Source organism: Pseudomonas sp. NPDC088322 (assembly GCF_044740745.1).
In the GTDB taxonomy this organism is placed as follows: Bacteria; Pseudomonadota; Gammaproteobacteria; order Pseudomonadales; family Pseudomonadaceae; genus Aquipseudomonas; species Aquipseudomonas shirazensis.
The window spans coordinates 280,417-296,557 of sequence record NZ_JBIURK010000008.1 but is presented as its reverse complement, the minus strand read 5'-3'; the positions used below and the strand labels follow the sequence as shown (position 1 = coordinate 296,557).

At 56.6% G+C, this 16,141-nt stretch carries 20 protein-coding genes and 1 pseudogene; all 21 read left to right on the top strand.

Going from position 1 to position 16,141, the window contains the following annotated elements:
* Positions 1-34: 34 nt before the first annotated feature.
* The 21 genes and pseudogenes from rpoC (at position 35) to rpsH (ending at position 16,132) form a co-directional block, all read left to right on the top strand.
* Positions 35-4,234 (top strand): DNA-directed RNA polymerase subunit beta', encoded by a 4,200-nt coding sequence (rpoC, locus tag ACIOAU_RS21455; RefSeq protein ID WP_150571017.1) that lies wholly within the window; start codon positions 35-37, stop codon positions 4,232-4,234.
* 211 nt (positions 4,235-4,445) lie between these two features.
* Entirely contained in the window at positions 4,446-4,817 is a 372-nt protein-coding gene (rpsL, locus tag ACIOAU_RS21450; RefSeq protein WP_003257088.1) for a 30S ribosomal protein S12, read from the top strand.
* Positions 4,818-4,923: 106 nt separating this feature from the next.
* Complete coding sequence (gene rpsG, locus ACIOAU_RS21445; protein WP_008089143.1) at positions 4,924-5,394, top strand: 30S ribosomal protein S7; 471 nt, start codon at positions 4,924-4,926, stop codon at positions 5,392-5,394.
* A gap of 30 nt (positions 5,395-5,424) precedes the next feature.
* The gene (gene fusA / locus ACIOAU_RS21440; RefSeq protein WP_101322347.1) at positions 5,425-7,572 is read left to right on the top strand and encodes an elongation factor G; all 2,148 of its coding nucleotides are present in this window, start codon (positions 5,425-5,427) and stop codon (positions 7,570-7,572) included.
* 31 nt (positions 7,573-7,603) lie between these two features.
* Positions 7,604-8,797, top strand: coding sequence for an elongation factor Tu (gene tuf, locus ACIOAU_RS21435; RefSeq protein WP_101322346.1), 1,194 nt, complete (start codon positions 7,604-7,606; stop codon positions 8,795-8,797).
* A gap of 142 nt (positions 8,798-8,939) precedes the next feature.
* On the top strand, positions 8,940-9,251 hold the full coding sequence (gene rpsJ, locus ACIOAU_RS21430; protein WP_003186070.1) for a 30S ribosomal protein S10: 312 nt from the start codon (positions 8,940-8,942) through the stop codon (positions 9,249-9,251).
* 81 nt (positions 9,252-9,332) lie between these two features.
* Positions 9,333-9,968 carry a 50S ribosomal protein L3 gene (gene rplC / locus ACIOAU_RS21425; protein ID WP_101322345.1) on the top strand — a complete coding sequence of 212 codons (636 nt, stop codon included), beginning with the start codon at positions 9,333-9,335 and terminating at the stop codon, positions 9,966-9,968.
* 12 nt (positions 9,969-9,980) lie between these two features.
* On the top strand, positions 9,981-10,583 hold the full coding sequence (gene rplD, locus ACIOAU_RS21420) for a 50S ribosomal protein L4 (RefSeq protein ID WP_101322344.1): 603 nt from the start codon (positions 9,981-9,983) through the stop codon (positions 10,581-10,583).
* A complete protein-coding gene (rplW, locus tag ACIOAU_RS21415) occupies positions 10,580-10,879 on the top strand; it encodes a 50S ribosomal protein L23 (RefSeq protein ID WP_010220306.1) in 300 nt (99 codons plus the stop codon). The genes rplD and rplW overlap by 4 nt, the downstream gene beginning before the upstream one ends.
* A 14-nt stretch (positions 10,880-10,893) precedes the next feature.
* A pseudogene (rplB, locus tag ACIOAU_RS21410) lies at positions 10,894-11,717 on the top strand (50S ribosomal protein L2).
* 16 nt (positions 11,718-11,733) lie between these two features.
* Entirely contained in the window at positions 11,734-12,009 is a 276-nt protein-coding gene (rpsS, locus tag ACIOAU_RS21405; RefSeq protein WP_002555486.1) for a 30S ribosomal protein S19, read from the top strand.
* Positions 12,010-12,020: 11 nt separating this feature from the next.
* The gene (gene rplV, locus ACIOAU_RS21400) at positions 12,021-12,353 is read left to right on the top strand and encodes a 50S ribosomal protein L22 (RefSeq protein WP_003103908.1); all 333 of its coding nucleotides are present in this window, start codon (positions 12,021-12,023) and stop codon (positions 12,351-12,353) included.
* 13 nt (positions 12,354-12,366) lie between these two features.
* Complete coding sequence (gene rpsC, locus ACIOAU_RS21395; protein WP_003255481.1) at positions 12,367-13,053, top strand: 30S ribosomal protein S3; 687 nt, start codon at positions 12,367-12,369, stop codon at positions 13,051-13,053.
* Positions 13,054-13,065: 12 nt separating this feature from the next.
* Positions 13,066-13,479, top strand: coding sequence for a 50S ribosomal protein L16 (gene rplP, locus ACIOAU_RS21390; protein WP_009397508.1), 414 nt, complete (start codon positions 13,066-13,068; stop codon positions 13,477-13,479).
* On the top strand, positions 13,479-13,670 hold the full coding sequence (gene rpmC / locus ACIOAU_RS21385) for a 50S ribosomal protein L29 (RefSeq protein ID WP_002555481.1): 192 nt from the start codon (positions 13,479-13,481) through the stop codon (positions 13,668-13,670). Before rplP ends, rpmC begins: the two co-directional genes overlap by 1 nt.
* 2 nt (positions 13,671-13,672) lie before the next feature.
* Positions 13,673-13,939 (top strand): 30S ribosomal protein S17, encoded by a 267-nt coding sequence (rpsQ, locus tag ACIOAU_RS21380; RefSeq protein WP_101322342.1) that lies wholly within the window; start codon positions 13,673-13,675, stop codon positions 13,937-13,939.
* 23 nt (positions 13,940-13,962) lie between these two features.
* Positions 13,963-14,331 carry a 50S ribosomal protein L14 gene (rplN, locus tag ACIOAU_RS21375; protein WP_011063774.1) on the top strand — a complete coding sequence of 123 codons (369 nt, stop codon included), beginning with the start codon at positions 13,963-13,965 and terminating at the stop codon, positions 14,329-14,331.
* An 11-nt stretch (positions 14,332-14,342) separates the two neighbouring features.
* Positions 14,343-14,657: a 50S ribosomal protein L24 gene (rplX, locus tag ACIOAU_RS21370; RefSeq protein WP_003255476.1), complete on the top strand. Its 315-nt coding sequence runs from the start codon at positions 14,343-14,345 to the stop codon at positions 14,655-14,657.
* A gap of 20 nt (positions 14,658-14,677) precedes the next feature.
* Positions 14,678-15,217: a 50S ribosomal protein L5 gene (gene rplE / locus ACIOAU_RS21365; protein ID WP_101322341.1), complete on the top strand. Its 540-nt coding sequence runs from the start codon at positions 14,678-14,680 to the stop codon at positions 15,215-15,217.
* A gap of 13 nt (positions 15,218-15,230) precedes the next feature.
* Positions 15,231-15,536, top strand: a complete 306-nt coding sequence (gene rpsN, locus ACIOAU_RS21360; protein ID WP_101322340.1) for a 30S ribosomal protein S14 — start codon at positions 15,231-15,233, stop codon at positions 15,534-15,536.
* 203 nt (positions 15,537-15,739) lie between these two features.
* Complete coding sequence (gene rpsH / locus ACIOAU_RS21355; RefSeq protein ID WP_101322339.1) at positions 15,740-16,132, top strand: 30S ribosomal protein S8; 393 nt, start codon at positions 15,740-15,742, stop codon at positions 16,130-16,132.
* Positions 16,133-16,141: the final 9 nt, after the last annotated feature.

Below are 16,141 nucleotides of genomic sequence, written 5' to 3'. Positions count from 1 at the left end.
CAGCCCGCTCCTTGCTCCGCCAGGAGGAAAGGCCTTGAAAGACCTACTGAATTTGCTGAAAAACCAGGGTCAAGTCGAAGAGTTCGATGCCATTCGCATCGGCCTCGCGTCGCCTGAGATGATCCGTTCGTGGTCGTTCGGTGAAGTTAAAAAACCGGAAACCATCAACTACCGTACGTTCAAACCTGAGCGTGACGGCCTGTTCTGCGCCAAGATCTTTGGCCCAGTCAAGGACTACGAGTGCCTGTGCGGTAAGTACAAGCGCCTGAAACACCGTGGTGTGATCTGCGAGAAGTGCGGCGTTGAAGTCGCCCTGGCCAAGGTTCGTCGTGAGCGCATGGCGCACATCGAACTGGCCTCGCCAGTCGCCCACATCTGGTTCCTGAAGTCGCTGCCGTCCCGTATCGGCCTGCTGATGGACATGACCCTGCGTGATATCGAGCGCGTTCTCTACTTCGAGAGCTACGTCGTTATCGACCCGGGCATGACCACCCTGGAGAAGGGTCAACTGCTCAACGACGAGCAGTACTTCGAAGCGCTGGAAGAGTTCGGTGATGACTTCGACGCCCGCATGGGTGCCGAGGCTGTTCGCGAGCTGCTGCACGCTATCGACCTGGAGCACGAGATTGGCCGCCTGCGCGAAGAAATTCCGCAAACCAACTCGGAAACCAAGATCAAGAAGCTGTCCAAGCGCCTGAAGCTGATGGAAGCTTTCCAGGGCTCGGGCAACCTGCCTGAGTGGATGGTCCTGACCGTTCTGCCAGTACTGCCGCCGGACCTGCGTCCGCTGGTACCACTGGATGGTGGCCGCTTCGCGACCTCCGACCTGAACGACCTGTACCGCCGCGTGATCAACCGGAACAACCGTCTCAAGCGTCTGCTTGACCTGTCGGCTCCGGACATCATCGTGCGCAACGAAAAGCGCATGCTGCAGGAAGCGGTCGACGCCCTGCTCGACAACGGCCGTCGCGGTCGCGCCATCACTGGCTCGAACAAGCGTCCGCTGAAGTCGCTGGCTGACATGATCAAAGGTAAGCAAGGTCGCTTCCGTCAGAACTTGCTCGGCAAGCGCGTGGACTACTCCGGCCGTTCGGTAATTACCGTAGGCCCGACCCTGCGCCTGCACCAGTGCGGTCTGCCGAAGAAGATGGCTCTCGAGCTGTTCAAGCCGTTCATTTTCGGCAAGCTGGAAATGCGTGGTCTGGCGACCACCATCAAGGCTGCCAAGAAGATGGTCGAGCGCGAGCTGCCAGAGGTCTGGGACGTGCTCGCCGAGGTGATCCGCGAACACCCCGTACTGCTCAACCGTGCACCGACCCTTCACCGTCTTGGCATTCAGGCTTTTGAACCGGTACTGATCGAAGGTAAGGCTATCCAGCTGCACCCGCTGGTCTGTGCTGCGTACAACGCCGACTTCGACGGTGACCAGATGGCCGTGCACGTGCCGCTGACGCTGGAAGCCCAGCTCGAAGCGCGCGCGCTGATGATGTCCACCAACAACATTCTGTCGCCAGCCAACGGTGAGCCAATCATCGTTCCGTCGCAGGACGTCGTACTGGGTCTGTACTACATGACCCGTGAAGCCATCAACGCCAAGGGCGAAGGTCGCATCTTCGCTGACCTGCAGGAAGTCGACCGGGTATTCCGCGCCGGCGAAGCTGCCCTGCACGCCAAGATCAAGGTTCGTATCAACGAAACCGTGAACGACCGTGATGGCGGCAGTGTCAAGAACACCCGTATCGTCGACACCACTGTCGGCCGTGCACTGCTGTTCCAGGTTGTACCACCAGGTCTGTCGTACGACGTGGTCAACCAGCCAATGAAGAAAAAGGCGATCTCCAAGCTGATCAACCAGTGCTACCGCGTGGTTGGTCTGAAAGAGACCGTTATCTTCGCTGACCAGCTGATGTACACCGGCTTTGCCTACTCGACCATTTCCGGCGTTTCGATCGGTGTTAACGACTTCGTTATCCCGGACGAAAAAGCCCGCATCATCGGTGCTGCCACCGAAGAAGTGAAGGAAATCGAGAGCCAGTACGCCTCCGGCCTGGTAACCCAGGGCGAGAAGTACAACAAGGTCATCGACTTGTGGTCCAAGGCGAACGACGAAGTCTCCAAGGCGATGATGGCCAACCTCTCGAAAGAGAAAGTCATCGACCGCAATGGCGACGAAGTCGACCAAGAGTCCTTCAACTCGATGTACATGATGGCTGACTCCGGTGCTCGGGGTTCGGCAGCTCAGATTCGTCAGTTGGCCGGTATGCGTGGTCTGATGGCCAAGCCGGACGGCTCGATCATCGAGACGCCGATCACCGCGAACTTCCGTGAAGGTCTGAGCGTTCTGCAGTACTTCATCTCGACGCACGGTGCTCGTAAGGGTCTGGCGGATACCGCCTTGAAGACTGCGAACTCGGGTTACCTGACTCGTCGTCTGGTCGACGTGGCGCAAGATCTGGTGGTTACCGAGATCGATTGCGGCACCGATCAAGGCCTGCTGATGACTCCGCACATCGAAGGCGGTGACGTGGTCGAGCCATTGGGTGAGCGCGTACTGGGTCGAGTAATCGCCCGTGACGTGTTCAAACCTGGCACCGACGATGTCATCGTTCCGGCCGGTACCCTGGTCGACGAGAAGTGGGTCGAGTTCATCGAGCTCAACAGCATCGACGAAGTTATCGTTCGTTCGCCGATCAGCTGTGAAACTCGCTTCGGTATCTGCGCCAAGTGCTACGGTCGTGACCTGGCTCGCGGTCACCAGGTGAACATCGGTGAAGCGGTCGGCGTAATCGCTGCCCAGTCCATCGGTGAGCCGGGTACCCAGCTGACCATGCGTACGTTCCACATCGGTGGTGCTGCCAGCCGGACCTCGGCTGCCGACAGCGTCCAGGTGAAGAACGGCGGTATGGTTCGTCTGCATAACCTCAAGCAGGTAGAGCGTGCTGACGGCAACCTGGTTGCTGTATCGCGTTCCGGCGAGCTGGCCATTGCCGACGAATTCGGTCGTGAGCGTGAGCGCTACAAGCTGCCTTACGGCGCCGTGATTTCGGTCAAGGAAGGTGACAAGGTCGACGCAGGCGCAATCGTCGCCAAGTGGGACCCGCACACCCACCCGATCGTTACCGAGCTGAAAGGTACCGTGACCTTCGTGGGCATGGAAGAAAACATCACCATCAAGCGTCAGACTGACGAGTTGACTGGTTTGACCAACATTGAAGTCCTGGACGCCAAGGATCGCCCTGCCGCTGGCAAGGAAATCCGTCCGGCCATCAAGATGGTCGACGCCAATGGCAAGGATTTGATGCTGCCAGGTACCGACGTACCTGCTCAGTACTTCCTGCCGGCCAACGCCTTGGTAGGTGTAGCTGACGGTGCCCAGATCGGTGTTGGTGACGTTATCGCGCGGATCCCGCAAGAAACGTCGAAGACCCGTGACATCACCGGTGGTCTGCCACGTGTTGCCGACTTGTTCGAAGCACGTCGTCCGAAAGAAGCGTCGATCCTGGCGGAAGTCAGCGGTACCATCGCGTTCGGTAAAGAGACCAAAGGCAAGCGTCGTCTGGTCATCACTCCGACCGACGGTAGCGATCCGTACGAAGAGCTGATTCCGAAGTGGCGCCACCTGAACGTCTTCGAAGGTGAACAGGTCAACCGCGGCGAAGTTATCTCCGACGGTCCAAGCGATCCGCATGATATCCTGCGTCTGCTGGGTGTCAGCGCGCTGGCGAAGTACATCGTCAACGAGATCCAGGACGTTTACCGTCTGCAAGGCGTTAAGATCAACGACAAGCACATCGAGACCATCCTGCGTCAGATGCTGCGTAAGGTCGAGATTGCCGAGTCGGGCGACTCCAGCTTCATCAAGGGCGATCAGATGGAACTGACTCACGTGCTGGTCGAGAACGAGCGTCTCGCAGCCGATGACAAGTTCATCTCCAAGTTCACCCGTGTGCTGCTGGGTATCACCAAGGCCTCGCTGTCCACCGAATCGTTCATCTCGGCGGCTTCCTTCCAGGAAACCACCCGTGTACTGACCGAAGCGGCGGTAACCGGCAAGCGCGATTACCTGCGCGGCCTGAAAGAGAACGTGGTCGTCGGCCGTCTGATCCCGGCCGGTACCGGTCTGGCTTACCACAGCGAGCGCAAGCGTCGCCGTGATGCCGACAAACCGCTGCGCGTAAGTGCCAGTGAGGTGGAAGCCGCACTGACCGAAGCGTTGAATTCCAGCGGTAATTAAGTAACAGGGCGGGGCCCCGGCCCCTCTCCGCGGTGCTTGGTGACATGCAATGTTACCGATCACCGGGCGGGGAGGGCCGGGGCCTTGTCTTGACTGGGTGCAAGAACCTCTTTAGACTTTTGTACCCTTAAATTTGGTGAGGCTCCGTCTCGTCAATTTTAGGCTTTCTTGCAAGACAATAGCGTCGCAAGACAATCAGTGGAGCTAGTAGATGGCAACTATCAACCAGCTGGTACGTCAGCCGCGTAAGCGTACCGTCGAGAAATCCGACGTACCTGCGCTGCAGAACTGCCCGCAACGTCGTGGCGTGTGCACCCGTGTGTACACCACCACGCCGAAAAAACCTAACTCGGCACTGCGTAAAGTATGCCGTGTGCGTCTGACCAACGGTTTCGAGGTTTCCTCGTACATCGGCGGTGAAGGCCACAACCTGCAAGAGCACAGCGTCGTCCTGATCCGTGGCGGCCGTGTAAAAGACTTGCCAGGTGTTCGTTACCACACCGTTCGCGGCTCCCTGGATACCTCCGGCGTCAAAGGTCGTAACCAAGGTCGTTCGAAGTACGGTACCAAGCGTCCGAAGTAATCGGCCGTTTGCACATAATCAATTTTTTCAGTCGATAAGAGTAAGGTCGGGCGGGGGTCGTAGACCCAGGTCCCGGGCTAACCTGAAGACCGTTTGAGGGCTTATCATGCCAAGACGTCGTGTAGCAGCAAAACGTGAGATTCTGGACGATCCAAAATACGGATCGCAAATCCTCGCGAAGTTCATGAACCACGTGATGGAAAGCGGCAAGAAGGCCGTTGCCGAGCGTATCGTTTACGGTGCGCTGGACAAGGTCAAAGAACGCAAGAACAGCGATCCCCTGGAAATCTTCGAGAAAGCTCTCGACGCCATCGCTCCGCTGGTCGAAGTAAAGTCCCGCCGTGTCGGCGGTGCCACTTACCAGGTTCCGGTCGAAGTTCGTCCATCCCGTCGTAACGCTCTGGCAATGCGCTGGCTCGTAGACTACGCCCGCAAGCGCGGCGAGAAGTCCATGGCTCTGCGCTTGGCTGGCGAGCTGCTGGATGCTGCTGAAGGCAAAGGTGCTGCAGTCAAGAAGCGTGAAGACGTGCACCGTATGGCTGAAGCCAACAAAGCATTCTCGCACTACCGCTTCTAATTCAAGCATCAATCATTTTGCGAGGGCTTTATGGCTCGTACTACAGCAATTAACCGCTACCGTAACATTGGTATTTGCGCGCACGTCGATGCGGGCAAAACTACCACTACCGAGCGGATCCTGTTCTACACAGGCCTGAGCCACAAGATGGGCGAGGTGCATGACGGCGCCGCGACCACCGACTGGATGGTGCAGGAGCAGGAGCGGGGTATTACCATTACCTCCGCTGCCGTTACCACCTTCTGGAAGGGTTCTACCGGTCAGTACGACAACTACCGCGTAAACGTCATCGATACCCCTGGCCACGTTGACTTCACCATTGAAGTTGAGCGTTCGCTGCGTGTACTCGACGGCGCGGTCGTTGTGTTCTGCGGTACCTCCGGCGTTGAGCCACAGTCCGAAACCGTATGGCGTCAAGCTAACAAGTACGGCGTTCCACGTGTTGTCTACGTGAACAAGATGGACCGTGCAGGCGCTGACTTCCTGCGCGTTATCGGCCAGATCAAGAACCGCCTGGGTCACACCCCGGTTCCGATCCAGCTGGCAATCGGTTCGGAAGACAACTTCCAGGGTCAGGTCGACCTGATCAAGATGAAAGCTGTCTACTGGAACGATGACGACAAGGGCACTTCGCCGCGCGAGGAAGAAATTCCTGCGGACATGCTCGAGTTGGCTGAGAAGTATCGCTCCGAAATGGTCGAGGCTGCTGCCGAGTCCAGCGAAGAGCTGATGAACAAGTACCTGGAAGGCGAAGAGCTGACCGTCGAAGAAATCAAGGCCGGTCTGCGCGCGCGCACCCTGGCTGGCGAAATCGTTCCGGCTGTCTGCGGTTCCTCGTTCAAGAACAAGGGCGTTCCCCTGGTTCTGGACGCCGTAATCGAGTTCCTGCCTGCTCCTACCGAAATCCCGGCGATCAAAGGTATTCACCCTGATCTGATCGAGAAGTCGAAAGAAGAGCTGGTCGACGCCGACTACGACGAGCGTCATGCTTCCGACGACGAGCCGTTCTCGGCTCTGGCGTTCAAGATTGCCACCGACCCGTTCGTTGGTACTCTGACTTTCGTGCGCGTGTACTCGGGCTTCCTGAGCTCGGGCGACTCCGTGATCAACTCGGTCAAGGGCAAGAAAGAGCGCGTTGGTCGTATGGTGCAGATGCACGCCAACCAGCGTGAAGAGATCAAAGAAGTACGCGCAGGCGACATCGCTGCTCTGATCGGCATGAAGGACGTCACCACTGGTGACACCCTGTGCAACGCCGACAAGCCGATCATCCTCGAGCGTATGGACTTCCCGGAGCCTGTAATTTCGGTTGCTGTTGAGCCGAAAACCAAGCAGGACCAGGAGAAGATGGGTATTGCACTGGGCAAACTGGCTCAGGAAGACCCGTCGTTCCGCGTCAAGACCGATGAAGAAACCGGTCAGACCATCATCTCGGGTATGGGTGAGCTGCACCTGGACATCCTCGTTGACCGCATGAAGCGCGAGTTCAACGTCGAAGCCAACATCGGCAAGCCGCAGGTTTCGTACCGCGAGAAGATCACCAAGTCCAACGTTGAGATCGAAGGTAAATTCGTTCGTCAGTCGGGTGGTCGTGGTCAGTTCGGTCACTGCTGGATCCGTTTCTCGGAGCCGGACGTGGACGACAAAGGCAACATCACCGAAGGTCTGGTGTTCACCAACGAAGTCGTTGGTGGTGTGATTCCTAAGGAATTCATCGCCCCGATCCAGAAGGGTATCGAAGAGCAGATGAAAAACGGCGTCGTTGCCGGTTATCCTCTGATCGGCCTCAAGGCCACGGTATTCGACGGTTCGTACCATGACGTCGACTCCAACGAAATGGCGTTCAAGGTCGCTGCTTCGATGGCAACCAAGCAGCTGGCCCAGAAGGGCGGTGGCGTGGTTCTCGAGCCGATCATGAAGGTCGAAGTTGTAACCCCAGAAGACTACATGGGTGACGTGATGGGTGACCTGAACCGTCGTCGTGGTCTGATCCAGGGTATGGATGATTCGGTCTCCGGCAAGGTTGTCCGTGCTGAAGTGCCGCTCGGGGAAATGTTCGGTTATGCGACCGACGTTCGTTCCATGTCTCAGGGTCGCGCGAGCTACTCCATGGAATTCTCCAAATACGCCGAAGCTCCGTCGAACATCGTCGAAGCTCTCGTTAAAAAACAAGGCTGATTCAGCCCCTTTAGGCTAGGAGTTCACTGTCGTGGCTAAAGAAAAATTTGATCGTTCCCTTCCGCACGTCAACGTTGGCACCATCGGTCACGTCGACCACGGTAAAACCACTCTGACTGCTGCTCTGACTCGCGTCTGCTCCGAAGTTTTCGGTTCGGCTGTTGTTGACTTCGACAAGATCGACTCGGCTCCAGAAGAGAAAGCGCGTGGTATCACCATCAACACCGCGCACGTCGAGTACAACTCGAAGATCCGTCACTACGCTCACGTCGACTGCCCAGGTCACGCTGACTATGTGAAGAACATGATCACCGGTGCTGCGCAGATGGACGGCGCTATCCTGGTTTGCTCGGCCGCCGATGGTCCGATGCCACAAACCCGTGAGCACATCCTGCTGTCCCGTCAGGTTGGCGTTCCGTACATCGTGGTCTTCCTGAACAAGGCTGACCTGGTAGACGACGCTGAGCTGCTGGAACTGGTCGAGATGGAAGTTCGCGACCTGCTGTCCACCTATGACTTCCCAGGCGACGACACTCCGATCATCATCGGTTCGGCTCGTATGGCTCTGGAAGGCAAAGACGACAACGAGATGGGCACCACTGCCGTCAAGAAACTGGTAGAAACTCTGGACAGCTACATCCCAGAGCCAGAGCGCGCTATCGACAAGCCGTTCCTGATGCCAATCGAAGACGTATTCTCGATCTCGGGTCGTGGTACCGTTGTTACCGGTCGTATCGAGCGTGGCATCGTCCGCGTTCAAGACGCCCTGGAAATCGTTGGTCTGCGTGACACCACCACCACCACCTGCACCGGTGTTGAAATGTTCCGCAAACTGCTCGACGAAGGTCGTGCTGGCGAGAACTGTGGCGTTCTGCTGCGTGGTACCAAGCGTGACGACGTTGAGCGTGGCCAGGTTCTGGTCAAGCCAGGTTCGGTCAAGCCGCACACCAAGTTCACCGCAGAAGTTTACGTTCTGTCGAAAGAAGAAGGCGGTCGTCACACTCCGTTCTTCAAAGGCTACCGTCCTCAGTTCTACTTCCGTACTACTGACGTGACCGGTAACTGCCAGCTGCCGGAAGGCGTTGAGATGGTAATGCCAGGTGACAACATCCAGATGGAAGTCACTCTGATCAAGACCATCGCAATGGAAGACGGTCTGCGCTTCGCTATCCGTGAAGGCGGTCGTACCGTCGGCGCCGGCGTCGTAGCCAAAATCATCGAGTAATCACTCGATCGGTTAAAAAAGGCCTCCGCTCAGCGGGGGCCTTTTTTATTGGGTTGACACAAAATCGGACCGTCTATAGAATCACGCCTCCTTTTAGCGGGCGTAGTGCGTCCGTTGGGAACAGCCTGGAGTCTGAAATCCAATGCAAAATCAGCAAATCCGTATCAGGTTGAAGGCTTTCGACCATCGCCTGATCGACCAATCCACCCAGGAAATCGTGGAAACCGCGAAACGTACTGGTGCACAAGTGCGTGGTCCAATTCCACTGCCTACTCGCAAAGAGCGTTTCACCGTTCTGGTCTCCCCGCACGTCAACAAAGACGCGCGTGACCAGTACGAGATCCGCACTCATAAGCGCGTTCTGGACATCGTCCAGCCAACGGATAAAACCGTTGATGCGCTGATGAAGCTGGACCTTGCGGCAGGTGTGGAAGTACAGATCAGCCTCGGCTAAGACTTCGGTCTTAACCGTGTAACGCTCTGAAATGGGCGGCCATAGCGGGTGAAAGCCCCGTACACTCATGAGGTTTACAACATGACTATTGGTGTAGTCGGTCGTAAATGCGGTATGACCCGTATTTTCACCGAAGAAGGTGTCTCCATTCCGGTCACGGTCGTTGAGATCGAGCCGAATCGCGTCACCCAGTTCAAAACCGAAGAAACTGATGGCTACCGTGCAGTGCAAATCACTGTAGGCGAGCGTCGTGCTTCGCGTGTGACTGCTGCTCAAGCAGGTCACTTCGCTAAGGCGAACGTTGCCGCTGGTCGCGGTGTTTGGGAGTTCCGTCTTGAAGAAGGCGATTTCCAGGCTGGCGATCTGATCAAAGCTGAACTCTTTACTGCAGGCCAGCTGGTAGACGTCACCGGTCAGTCGAAAGGTAAAGGCTTCGCCGGTACCATCAAGCGCTGGAATTTCCGTGGCCAAGATAACACCCACGGTAACTCCGTATCGCACCGTGTTCCGGGTTCCATCGGCCAGTGCCAGACTCCTGGTCGTGTGTTCAAGGGCAAGAAAATGTCCGGTCACATGGGCGCCGAGCGCGTTACTGTGCAGTCCCTGGAAGTAGTTCGCGTAGACGCTGAACGCAACCTGCTGCTGATCAAGGGTGCCGTTCCTGGCGCTACTGGCGGCGACGTGGTTGTACGTCCAGCTGTCAAGGCTCGCGGTTAAGGGGAAACTGACATGCAACTTAACGTAAATGACGCTCAGGCGATCGAAGTTTCCGAACTGACCTTCGGTGGCGAATTCAACGAGACGCTGGTTCACCAAGCAGTCGTGGCCTACATGGCCGGCGGCCGTCAGGGCACCAAGCAGCAGAAGACCCGTTCCGACGTATCCGGTGGCGGTAAGCGCCCATGGCGTCAGAAGGGCACTGGTCGTGCTCGTGCTGGTACCATCCGTAGCCCGATCTGGCGCGGCGGTGGCACCACCTTCGCAGCTCGTCCTCAGGACCACTCGCAGAAGCTCAACAAGAAGATGTATCGCGCAGCAATGCGTTCCATCCTCGCTGAGCTGGTGCGCACCGACCGTCTGGTCGTTGTCCAGGACTTCGCTGTTGAAGCGCCAAAGACCAAAGATCTGCTGAACAAGCTGAATGGCATGGGCCTGACTGACGTCCTGATCGTATCGGACGCTGTTGATCAGAACCTGTACCTGGCTGCTCGTAACCTGCCGCACGTCGACGTTCGTGACGTACAAGGTTCCGATCCGGTCAGTCTGATCGCCTATGACAAAGTGTTGATCACTGTGTCGGCCGTGAAGAAATTCGAGGAGCTGCTGGGATGAACCAGGAACGCGTATTTAAAGTCCTCCTTGGCCCGCACGTTTCCGAGAAGGCTACCGTTCTGGCTGAGAAGAAAGGCCAGTTCGTATTCAAGGTTGCTACCGATGCAACCAAGCTGGAAATCAAGAAAGCTGTCGAAGGCCTGTTCGGCGTAAAAGTCGAAAACGTGTCGACTGTTAACGTATTGGGTAAAACCAAGCGTACCGCACGTGGTCTGGGCAAGCGTAATGACTGGAAGAAGGCGATCGTCTCCCTTCAGCCAGGCCAAGATCTCGATTTCAGCAGCAGTGCTGAGTAAGGAAGGGGTGCATCATGGCAATCGTTAAATGCAAACCGACTTCCCCTGGCCGCCGTTTCGTGGTCAAGGTGGTCAACAAGGAGCTGCACAAAGGCGCTCCTCACGCACCGCTGCTCGAGAAGAAATCGAAGTCTGGTGGTCGTAACAACAATGGCCGTATCACTACACGTCACGTGGGTGGTGGTCATAAGCAGCATTACCGTCTGGTCGACTTCCGTCGCAACGACAAAGATGGCATTCCAGCCACTGTCGAGCGTATCGAATACGATCCGAACCGTACTGCTCACATCGCCCTGCTGTGCTACGCAGACGGTGAGCGTCGCTACATCATCGCCCCTAAAGGCGTGAGCGCTGGCGATCAGCTGATCGCAGGTTCGCTGGCCCCAATCAAGGCCGGTAACTCCCTGCAGCTGCGCAACATCCCAGTAGGTAGCACCATTCACGGCATCGAACTGAAGCCGGGTAAAGGTGCACAGATCGCTCGTTCCGCTGGTGCTTCGGCTCAGCTGATCGCCCGCGAAGGTGTCTACGTGACCCTGCGTCTGCGCTCTGGTGAAATGCGTAAAGTCCTGGCTGAGTGCCGTGCGACCCTGGGCGAAGTCTCGAACTCCGAGCACAGCCTGCGTTCGCTGGGTAAAGCTGGTGCCAAACGCTGGCGTGGCGTTCGCCCAACCGTTCGTGGTGTTGCCATGAACCCGGTTGACCACCCACATGGTGGTGGTGAAGGTCGTACCTCCGGTGGTCGTCATCCGGTATCGCCATGGGGCTTCCCAACCAGGGTGCGAAGACTCGTGGTAATAAGCGTACCGACAAAATGATCGTCCGTCGTCGCAAGTAAATAGAGGGATACGACAGTGCCACGTTCTCTGAAAAAAGGTCCTTTTATCGATCTTCACCTACTGAAGAAGATCGAAGTGGCGGCGGAAAAGAATGATCGCAAACCGGTGAAAACCTGGTCGCGTCGTTCGATGATCCTGCCACAAATGGTCGGTCTGACCATCGCGGTACATAACGGTCGTCAACATGTCCCAGTTCTCGTGAACGAAGACATGGTCGGCCACAAACTGGGCGAGTTCGCCGGTACCCGCACTTATCGCGGGCACGTGGCTGACAAGAAAGCCAAGCGGTAAGGGGTGAGGAAATGGAAGTAGCCGCTAAGTTGTCGGGCGCTCGAATCTCCGCCCAGAAAGCCCGCTTGGTCGCCGACCAGATCCGCGGGAAGAAGGTGGGCGAAGCGCTCAACCTGTTGGCCTTCAGCAGCAAAAAAGCCGCTGAAATCATGAAGAAAGTCCTCGAGTCGGCCGTTGCCAACGCCGAACACAACGAAGGCGCAGACGTTGATGACCTGAAGGTCTCCACCGTTTTCGTCAACGAAGGGCGTTCGCTGAAGCGCATCATGCCGCGTGCCAAAGGCCGCGCTGATCGCATCGTCAAGCGGTCTTGCCATATCACTGTCAAGGTTGCGGACAAGTAACGGAGTCGATCAGATGGGTCAGAAAGTACATCCCACTGGCATTCGCCTGGGAATCGTCAAGGAGCACACGTCCGTCTGGTATGCAGATGGCGCGACTTACGCAGATTACCTGTTGAAGGATCTGAAAACTCGTGAGTACCTCCAAGACAAACTAAAAAGCGCGTCCGTAAGCCGTATCGATATCCATCGTCCGGCCCAAACTGCACGCATCACCATCCACACCGCTCGTCCAGGTATCGTTATCGGGAAGAAAGGTGAAGATGTTGAGAAGCTGCGTCAGGACCTGACCAAGCAGATGGGTGTGCCTGTGCACATCAACATCGAAGAGATCCGCAAGCCGGAACTCGACGCCATGCTGGTTGCGCAAAGCGTAGCTCAGCAGCTGGAGCGCCGCGTAATGTTCCGTCGTGCTATGAAGCGCGCCGTGCAGAACGCCATGCGTATTGGTGCCAAGGGCATCAAGATCCAGGTGAGCGGTCGTCTCGGCGGTGCCGAGATTGCTCGTACCGAGTGGTATCGCGAAGGTCGTGTGCCGTTGCACACCCTGCGTGCTGATATCGACTACAACACCTACGAAGCTCACACCACTTATGGTGTGATCGGTGTGAAGGTTTGGATCTTCAAAGGCGAAGTAATTGGTGGTCGCCAAGAAGAGCTGAAACCACAAGCACCAGCGCCTCGTAAAAAAGCTGCTAAGTAAGGGGTACGCCAAATGTTGCAACCTAAGCGTACAAAATTCCGCAAGCAGATGACCGGCCACAACCGTGGTCTGGCACTGCGCGGTAGCAAAGTCAGCTTCGGCGAGTTCGCCTTGAAAGCTGTCGCCCGCGGTCGCCTCACCGCTCGCCAGATCGAGTCTGCACGTCGTGCTCTGACTCGTCACGTTAAGCGTGGCGGCAAGATCTGGATCCGTGTGTTCCCGGACAAGCCGGTTACCAAGAAGCCTCTTGAAGTGCGGATGGGTAAAGGTAAGGGTTCCGTGGAATACTGGGTTGCCCAGATCCAGCCAGGCAAAGTCCTGTATGAGATCGAGGGTGTTTCTGAAGAGCTGGCGCGCGAAGCATTCGCCTTGGCTGCTGCAAAGCTGCCACTCGCCACCTCCTTTGTTAAGCGGACGGTGATGTGATGAAAGCGAATGAACTTCGTGAAAAATCGGCACAGCAGCTGAACGAGCAACTGCTCGGCCTGCTGCGCGACCAGTTCAATCTGCGTATGCAGAAAGCAACTGGCCAGTTGGGGCAGTCGCACCTGCTCTCGCAAGTTAAGCGTGACATCGCTCGCGTGAAAACTGTGCTCAACCAGCAGGCAGGTAAGTGATCATGGCTGAAGCTGAAAAAACCGTCCGTACGCTGACTGGCCGTGTCGTCAGCGACAAAATGGACAAGACCATCACCGTTCTGATCGAGCGTCGCGTAAAGCACCCGATCTACGGTAAATACGTTAAGCGTTCGACTAAGCTGCACGCGCACGACGAAACCAATCAGTGCAAAATCGGCGACAAAGTTTCCATTAGCGAAACTCGTCCGCTGGCCAAGACCAAGTCTTGGGCACTGGTTGAAGTCCTCGAACGCGCTGTTGAAGTCTAAGGGCTAGGGGTCGGAGAAATTTTATGATTCAGACTCAATCCATGCTCGATGTGGCCGATAACAGCGGCGCTCGTCGCGTCATGTGCATCAAGGTTCTCGGCGGTTCCCACCGTCGTTACGCCGGCATCGGTGACATCATCAAAGTAACCGTCAAGGAAGCAATTCCGCGCGGTAAGGTCAAAAAAGGCCAGGTGATGACCGCCGTAGTCGTACGTACCCGTCATGGTGTACGTCGCGCTGACGGTTCCATCATTCGTTTCGACGGTAACGCTGCTGTTCTGCTGAACAACAAGCAAGAGCCGATCGGCACTCGCATCTTCGGGCCAGTGACCCGTGAACTTCGCAACGAGAAGTTCATGAAGATCGTCTCGCTCGCCCCTGAAGTGCTCTAAGGAGATCCGACATGCAAAAGATTCGTCGTGACGACGAGATCATCGTGATCGCCGGCAAAGACAAAGGTAAGCGCGGTAAGGTGCTGAAGGTTCTCGCTGACGACCGTCTGGTCATCGGTGGTGTAAACCTGGTCAAGCGCCATACCAAGCCTAACCCGATGGCGGGCGTACAGGGCGGTATCGTCGAAAAAGAAGCGCCTCTGCACGCTTCCAACGTTGCCATTTTCAATGGTGAAACCAACAAGGCTGACCGCGTTGGCTTCAAGGTTGAAGACGGCAAGAAAATTCGTGTCTTCAAGTCGACCCAGAAAGCGGTTGATGCTTGAACACTGCTAGGTAGAAGACAATGGCACGACTCAAAGAGATTTACCGGAACGAAATCGCTCCCAAGCTTAAGGAAGAACTTAAGCTCGCGAACGTGATGGAAGTTCCACGCGTAACCAAGATCACCCTGAACATGGGTCTGGGCGAAGCTGTCGGTGACAAAAAAGTCATCGAAAACGCTGTAGCCGACCTGGAAAAGATCACCGGTCAAAAGCCGGTCGTGACTTTCGCTCGCAAGTCGATTGCGGGTTTCAAGGTTCGTGAAGGTTGGCCGATCGGCGTTAAAGTTACTCTGCGCCGTGACCGTATGTACGAGTTCCTGGACCGCCTGCTGGCGATCTCCCTGCCTCGGGTTCGCGACTTCCGCGGCCTGAATGCCAAGTCCTTCGATGGTCGTGGCAACTACAGCATGGGCGTGAAAGAGCAGATCATCTTCCCGGAAATCGACTACGACAAGATCGATGCTCTGCGCGGTCTGGACATTACCCTGACCACCACTGCTCGTTCGGATGACGAAGGCCGCGCTCTGCTGCGTGCATTCAAATTCCCGTTCCGCAACTGATTGGAGTAGGAAAATGGCCAAGAAGAGCATGAAAAACCGCGAGCTGAAGCGTCAGCTCACGGTAGCCAAGTACGCCAAAAAGCGTGCCGAGCTGAAAGCGACCATCGTCAACCTGAACGCATCGCCAGAAGAGCGTTATGCCGCCGTCGTCGCACTGCAAAAGCAGCCGCGTGACGCCAGCGCCGCTCGTCTGCGCAACCGTTGCCGCCTGACCGGCCGTCCTCACGGTGTATACCGTAAGTTCGGTCTGGGCCGTAACATGCTGCGTCAAGCTGCAATGCGTGGTGACGTACCAGGTCTGGTTAAAGCCAGCTGGTAAGCACCAGGGTTCTGGCGGGAGGGGAGCAATCTTCCGACCGCCGGTGACCTCGCTTCTAAACAAGCCCCTATATGGGGCTTGTTTCGTTTCTAGGTTGTGTCTAGAATGATCGGCTCACCCGAGCCCGGGTCTTTTGTCCTGGGTGCTTGGGTGGTTGTGATAGCCGAGAGGCTAATAATTCTTGTATCAGGAGCATCTAGCCCATGAGTATGCAGGACCCGTTAGCGGACATGCTAACTCGCATCCGTAATGCCCAGATGGCTGAAAAGTCCGTCGTAAGCATGCCTTCTTCGACTCTGAAGGTTGCGGTTGCCCAAGTTCTGAAGGACGAAGGTTACATCGCTGGTTACCAGGTAAGCAGCGAAGTCAAGCCCTCCCTGTCGATCGAGCTGAAGTACTTCGAAGGCCGTCCGGTCATCGAAGAGCTGAAGCGCGCCAGCCGACCAGGCCTGCGTCAGTACAAGGCCGTTACAGATCTGCCGAAAGTTCGTGGCGGTCTGGGCGTGTCTATCGTCTCCACCAACAAAGGTGTGATGACGGATCGTGCTGCACGTGCCGCCGGTGTTGGTGGCGAAGTTCTGTGCACAGTGTTCTAAGGGGGGATA

Coding starts and splice junctions, on each gene's coding strand:
- rpsL (WP_003257088.1), top strand. CDS start 4,446: ATGGCAACTATCAACCAGCTGGTACGTCAGCCGCGTAAGCGTACCGTC.
- rpsG (WP_008089143.1), top strand. CDS start 4,924: ATGCCAAGACGTCGTGTAGCAGCAAAACGTGAGATTCTGGACGATCCA.
- fusA (WP_101322347.1), top strand. CDS start 5,425: ATGGCTCGTACTACAGCAATTAACCGCTACCGTAACATTGGTATTTGC.
- rpsJ (WP_003186070.1), top strand. CDS start 8,940: ATGCAAAATCAGCAAATCCGTATCAGGTTGAAGGCTTTCGACCATCGC.
- rplC (WP_101322345.1), top strand. CDS start 9,333: ATGACTATTGGTGTAGTCGGTCGTAAATGCGGTATGACCCGTATTTTC.
- rplD (WP_101322344.1), top strand. CDS start 9,981: ATGCAACTTAACGTAAATGACGCTCAGGCGATCGAAGTTTCCGAACTG.
- rplW (WP_010220306.1), top strand. CDS start 10,580: ATGAACCAGGAACGCGTATTTAAAGTCCTCCTTGGCCCGCACGTTTCC.
- rplV (WP_003103908.1), top strand. CDS start 12,021: ATGGAAGTAGCCGCTAAGTTGTCGGGCGCTCGAATCTCCGCCCAGAAA.
- rpsC (WP_003255481.1), top strand. CDS start 12,367: ATGGGTCAGAAAGTACATCCCACTGGCATTCGCCTGGGAATCGTCAAG.
- rplP (WP_009397508.1), top strand. CDS start 13,066: ATGTTGCAACCTAAGCGTACAAAATTCCGCAAGCAGATGACCGGCCAC.
- rpmC (WP_002555481.1), top strand. CDS start 13,479: ATGAAAGCGAATGAACTTCGTGAAAAATCGGCACAGCAGCTGAACGAG.
- rpsQ (WP_101322342.1), top strand. CDS start 13,673: ATGGCTGAAGCTGAAAAAACCGTCCGTACGCTGACTGGCCGTGTCGTC.
- rplN (WP_011063774.1), top strand. CDS start 13,963: ATGATTCAGACTCAATCCATGCTCGATGTGGCCGATAACAGCGGCGCT.
- rplX (WP_003255476.1), top strand. CDS start 14,343: ATGCAAAAGATTCGTCGTGACGACGAGATCATCGTGATCGCCGGCAAA.
- rplE (WP_101322341.1), top strand. CDS start 14,678: ATGGCACGACTCAAAGAGATTTACCGGAACGAAATCGCTCCCAAGCTT.
- rpsN (WP_101322340.1), top strand. CDS start 15,231: ATGGCCAAGAAGAGCATGAAAAACCGCGAGCTGAAGCGTCAGCTCACG.
- rpsH (WP_101322339.1), top strand. CDS start 15,740: ATGAGTATGCAGGACCCGTTAGCGGACATGCTAACTCGCATCCGTAAT.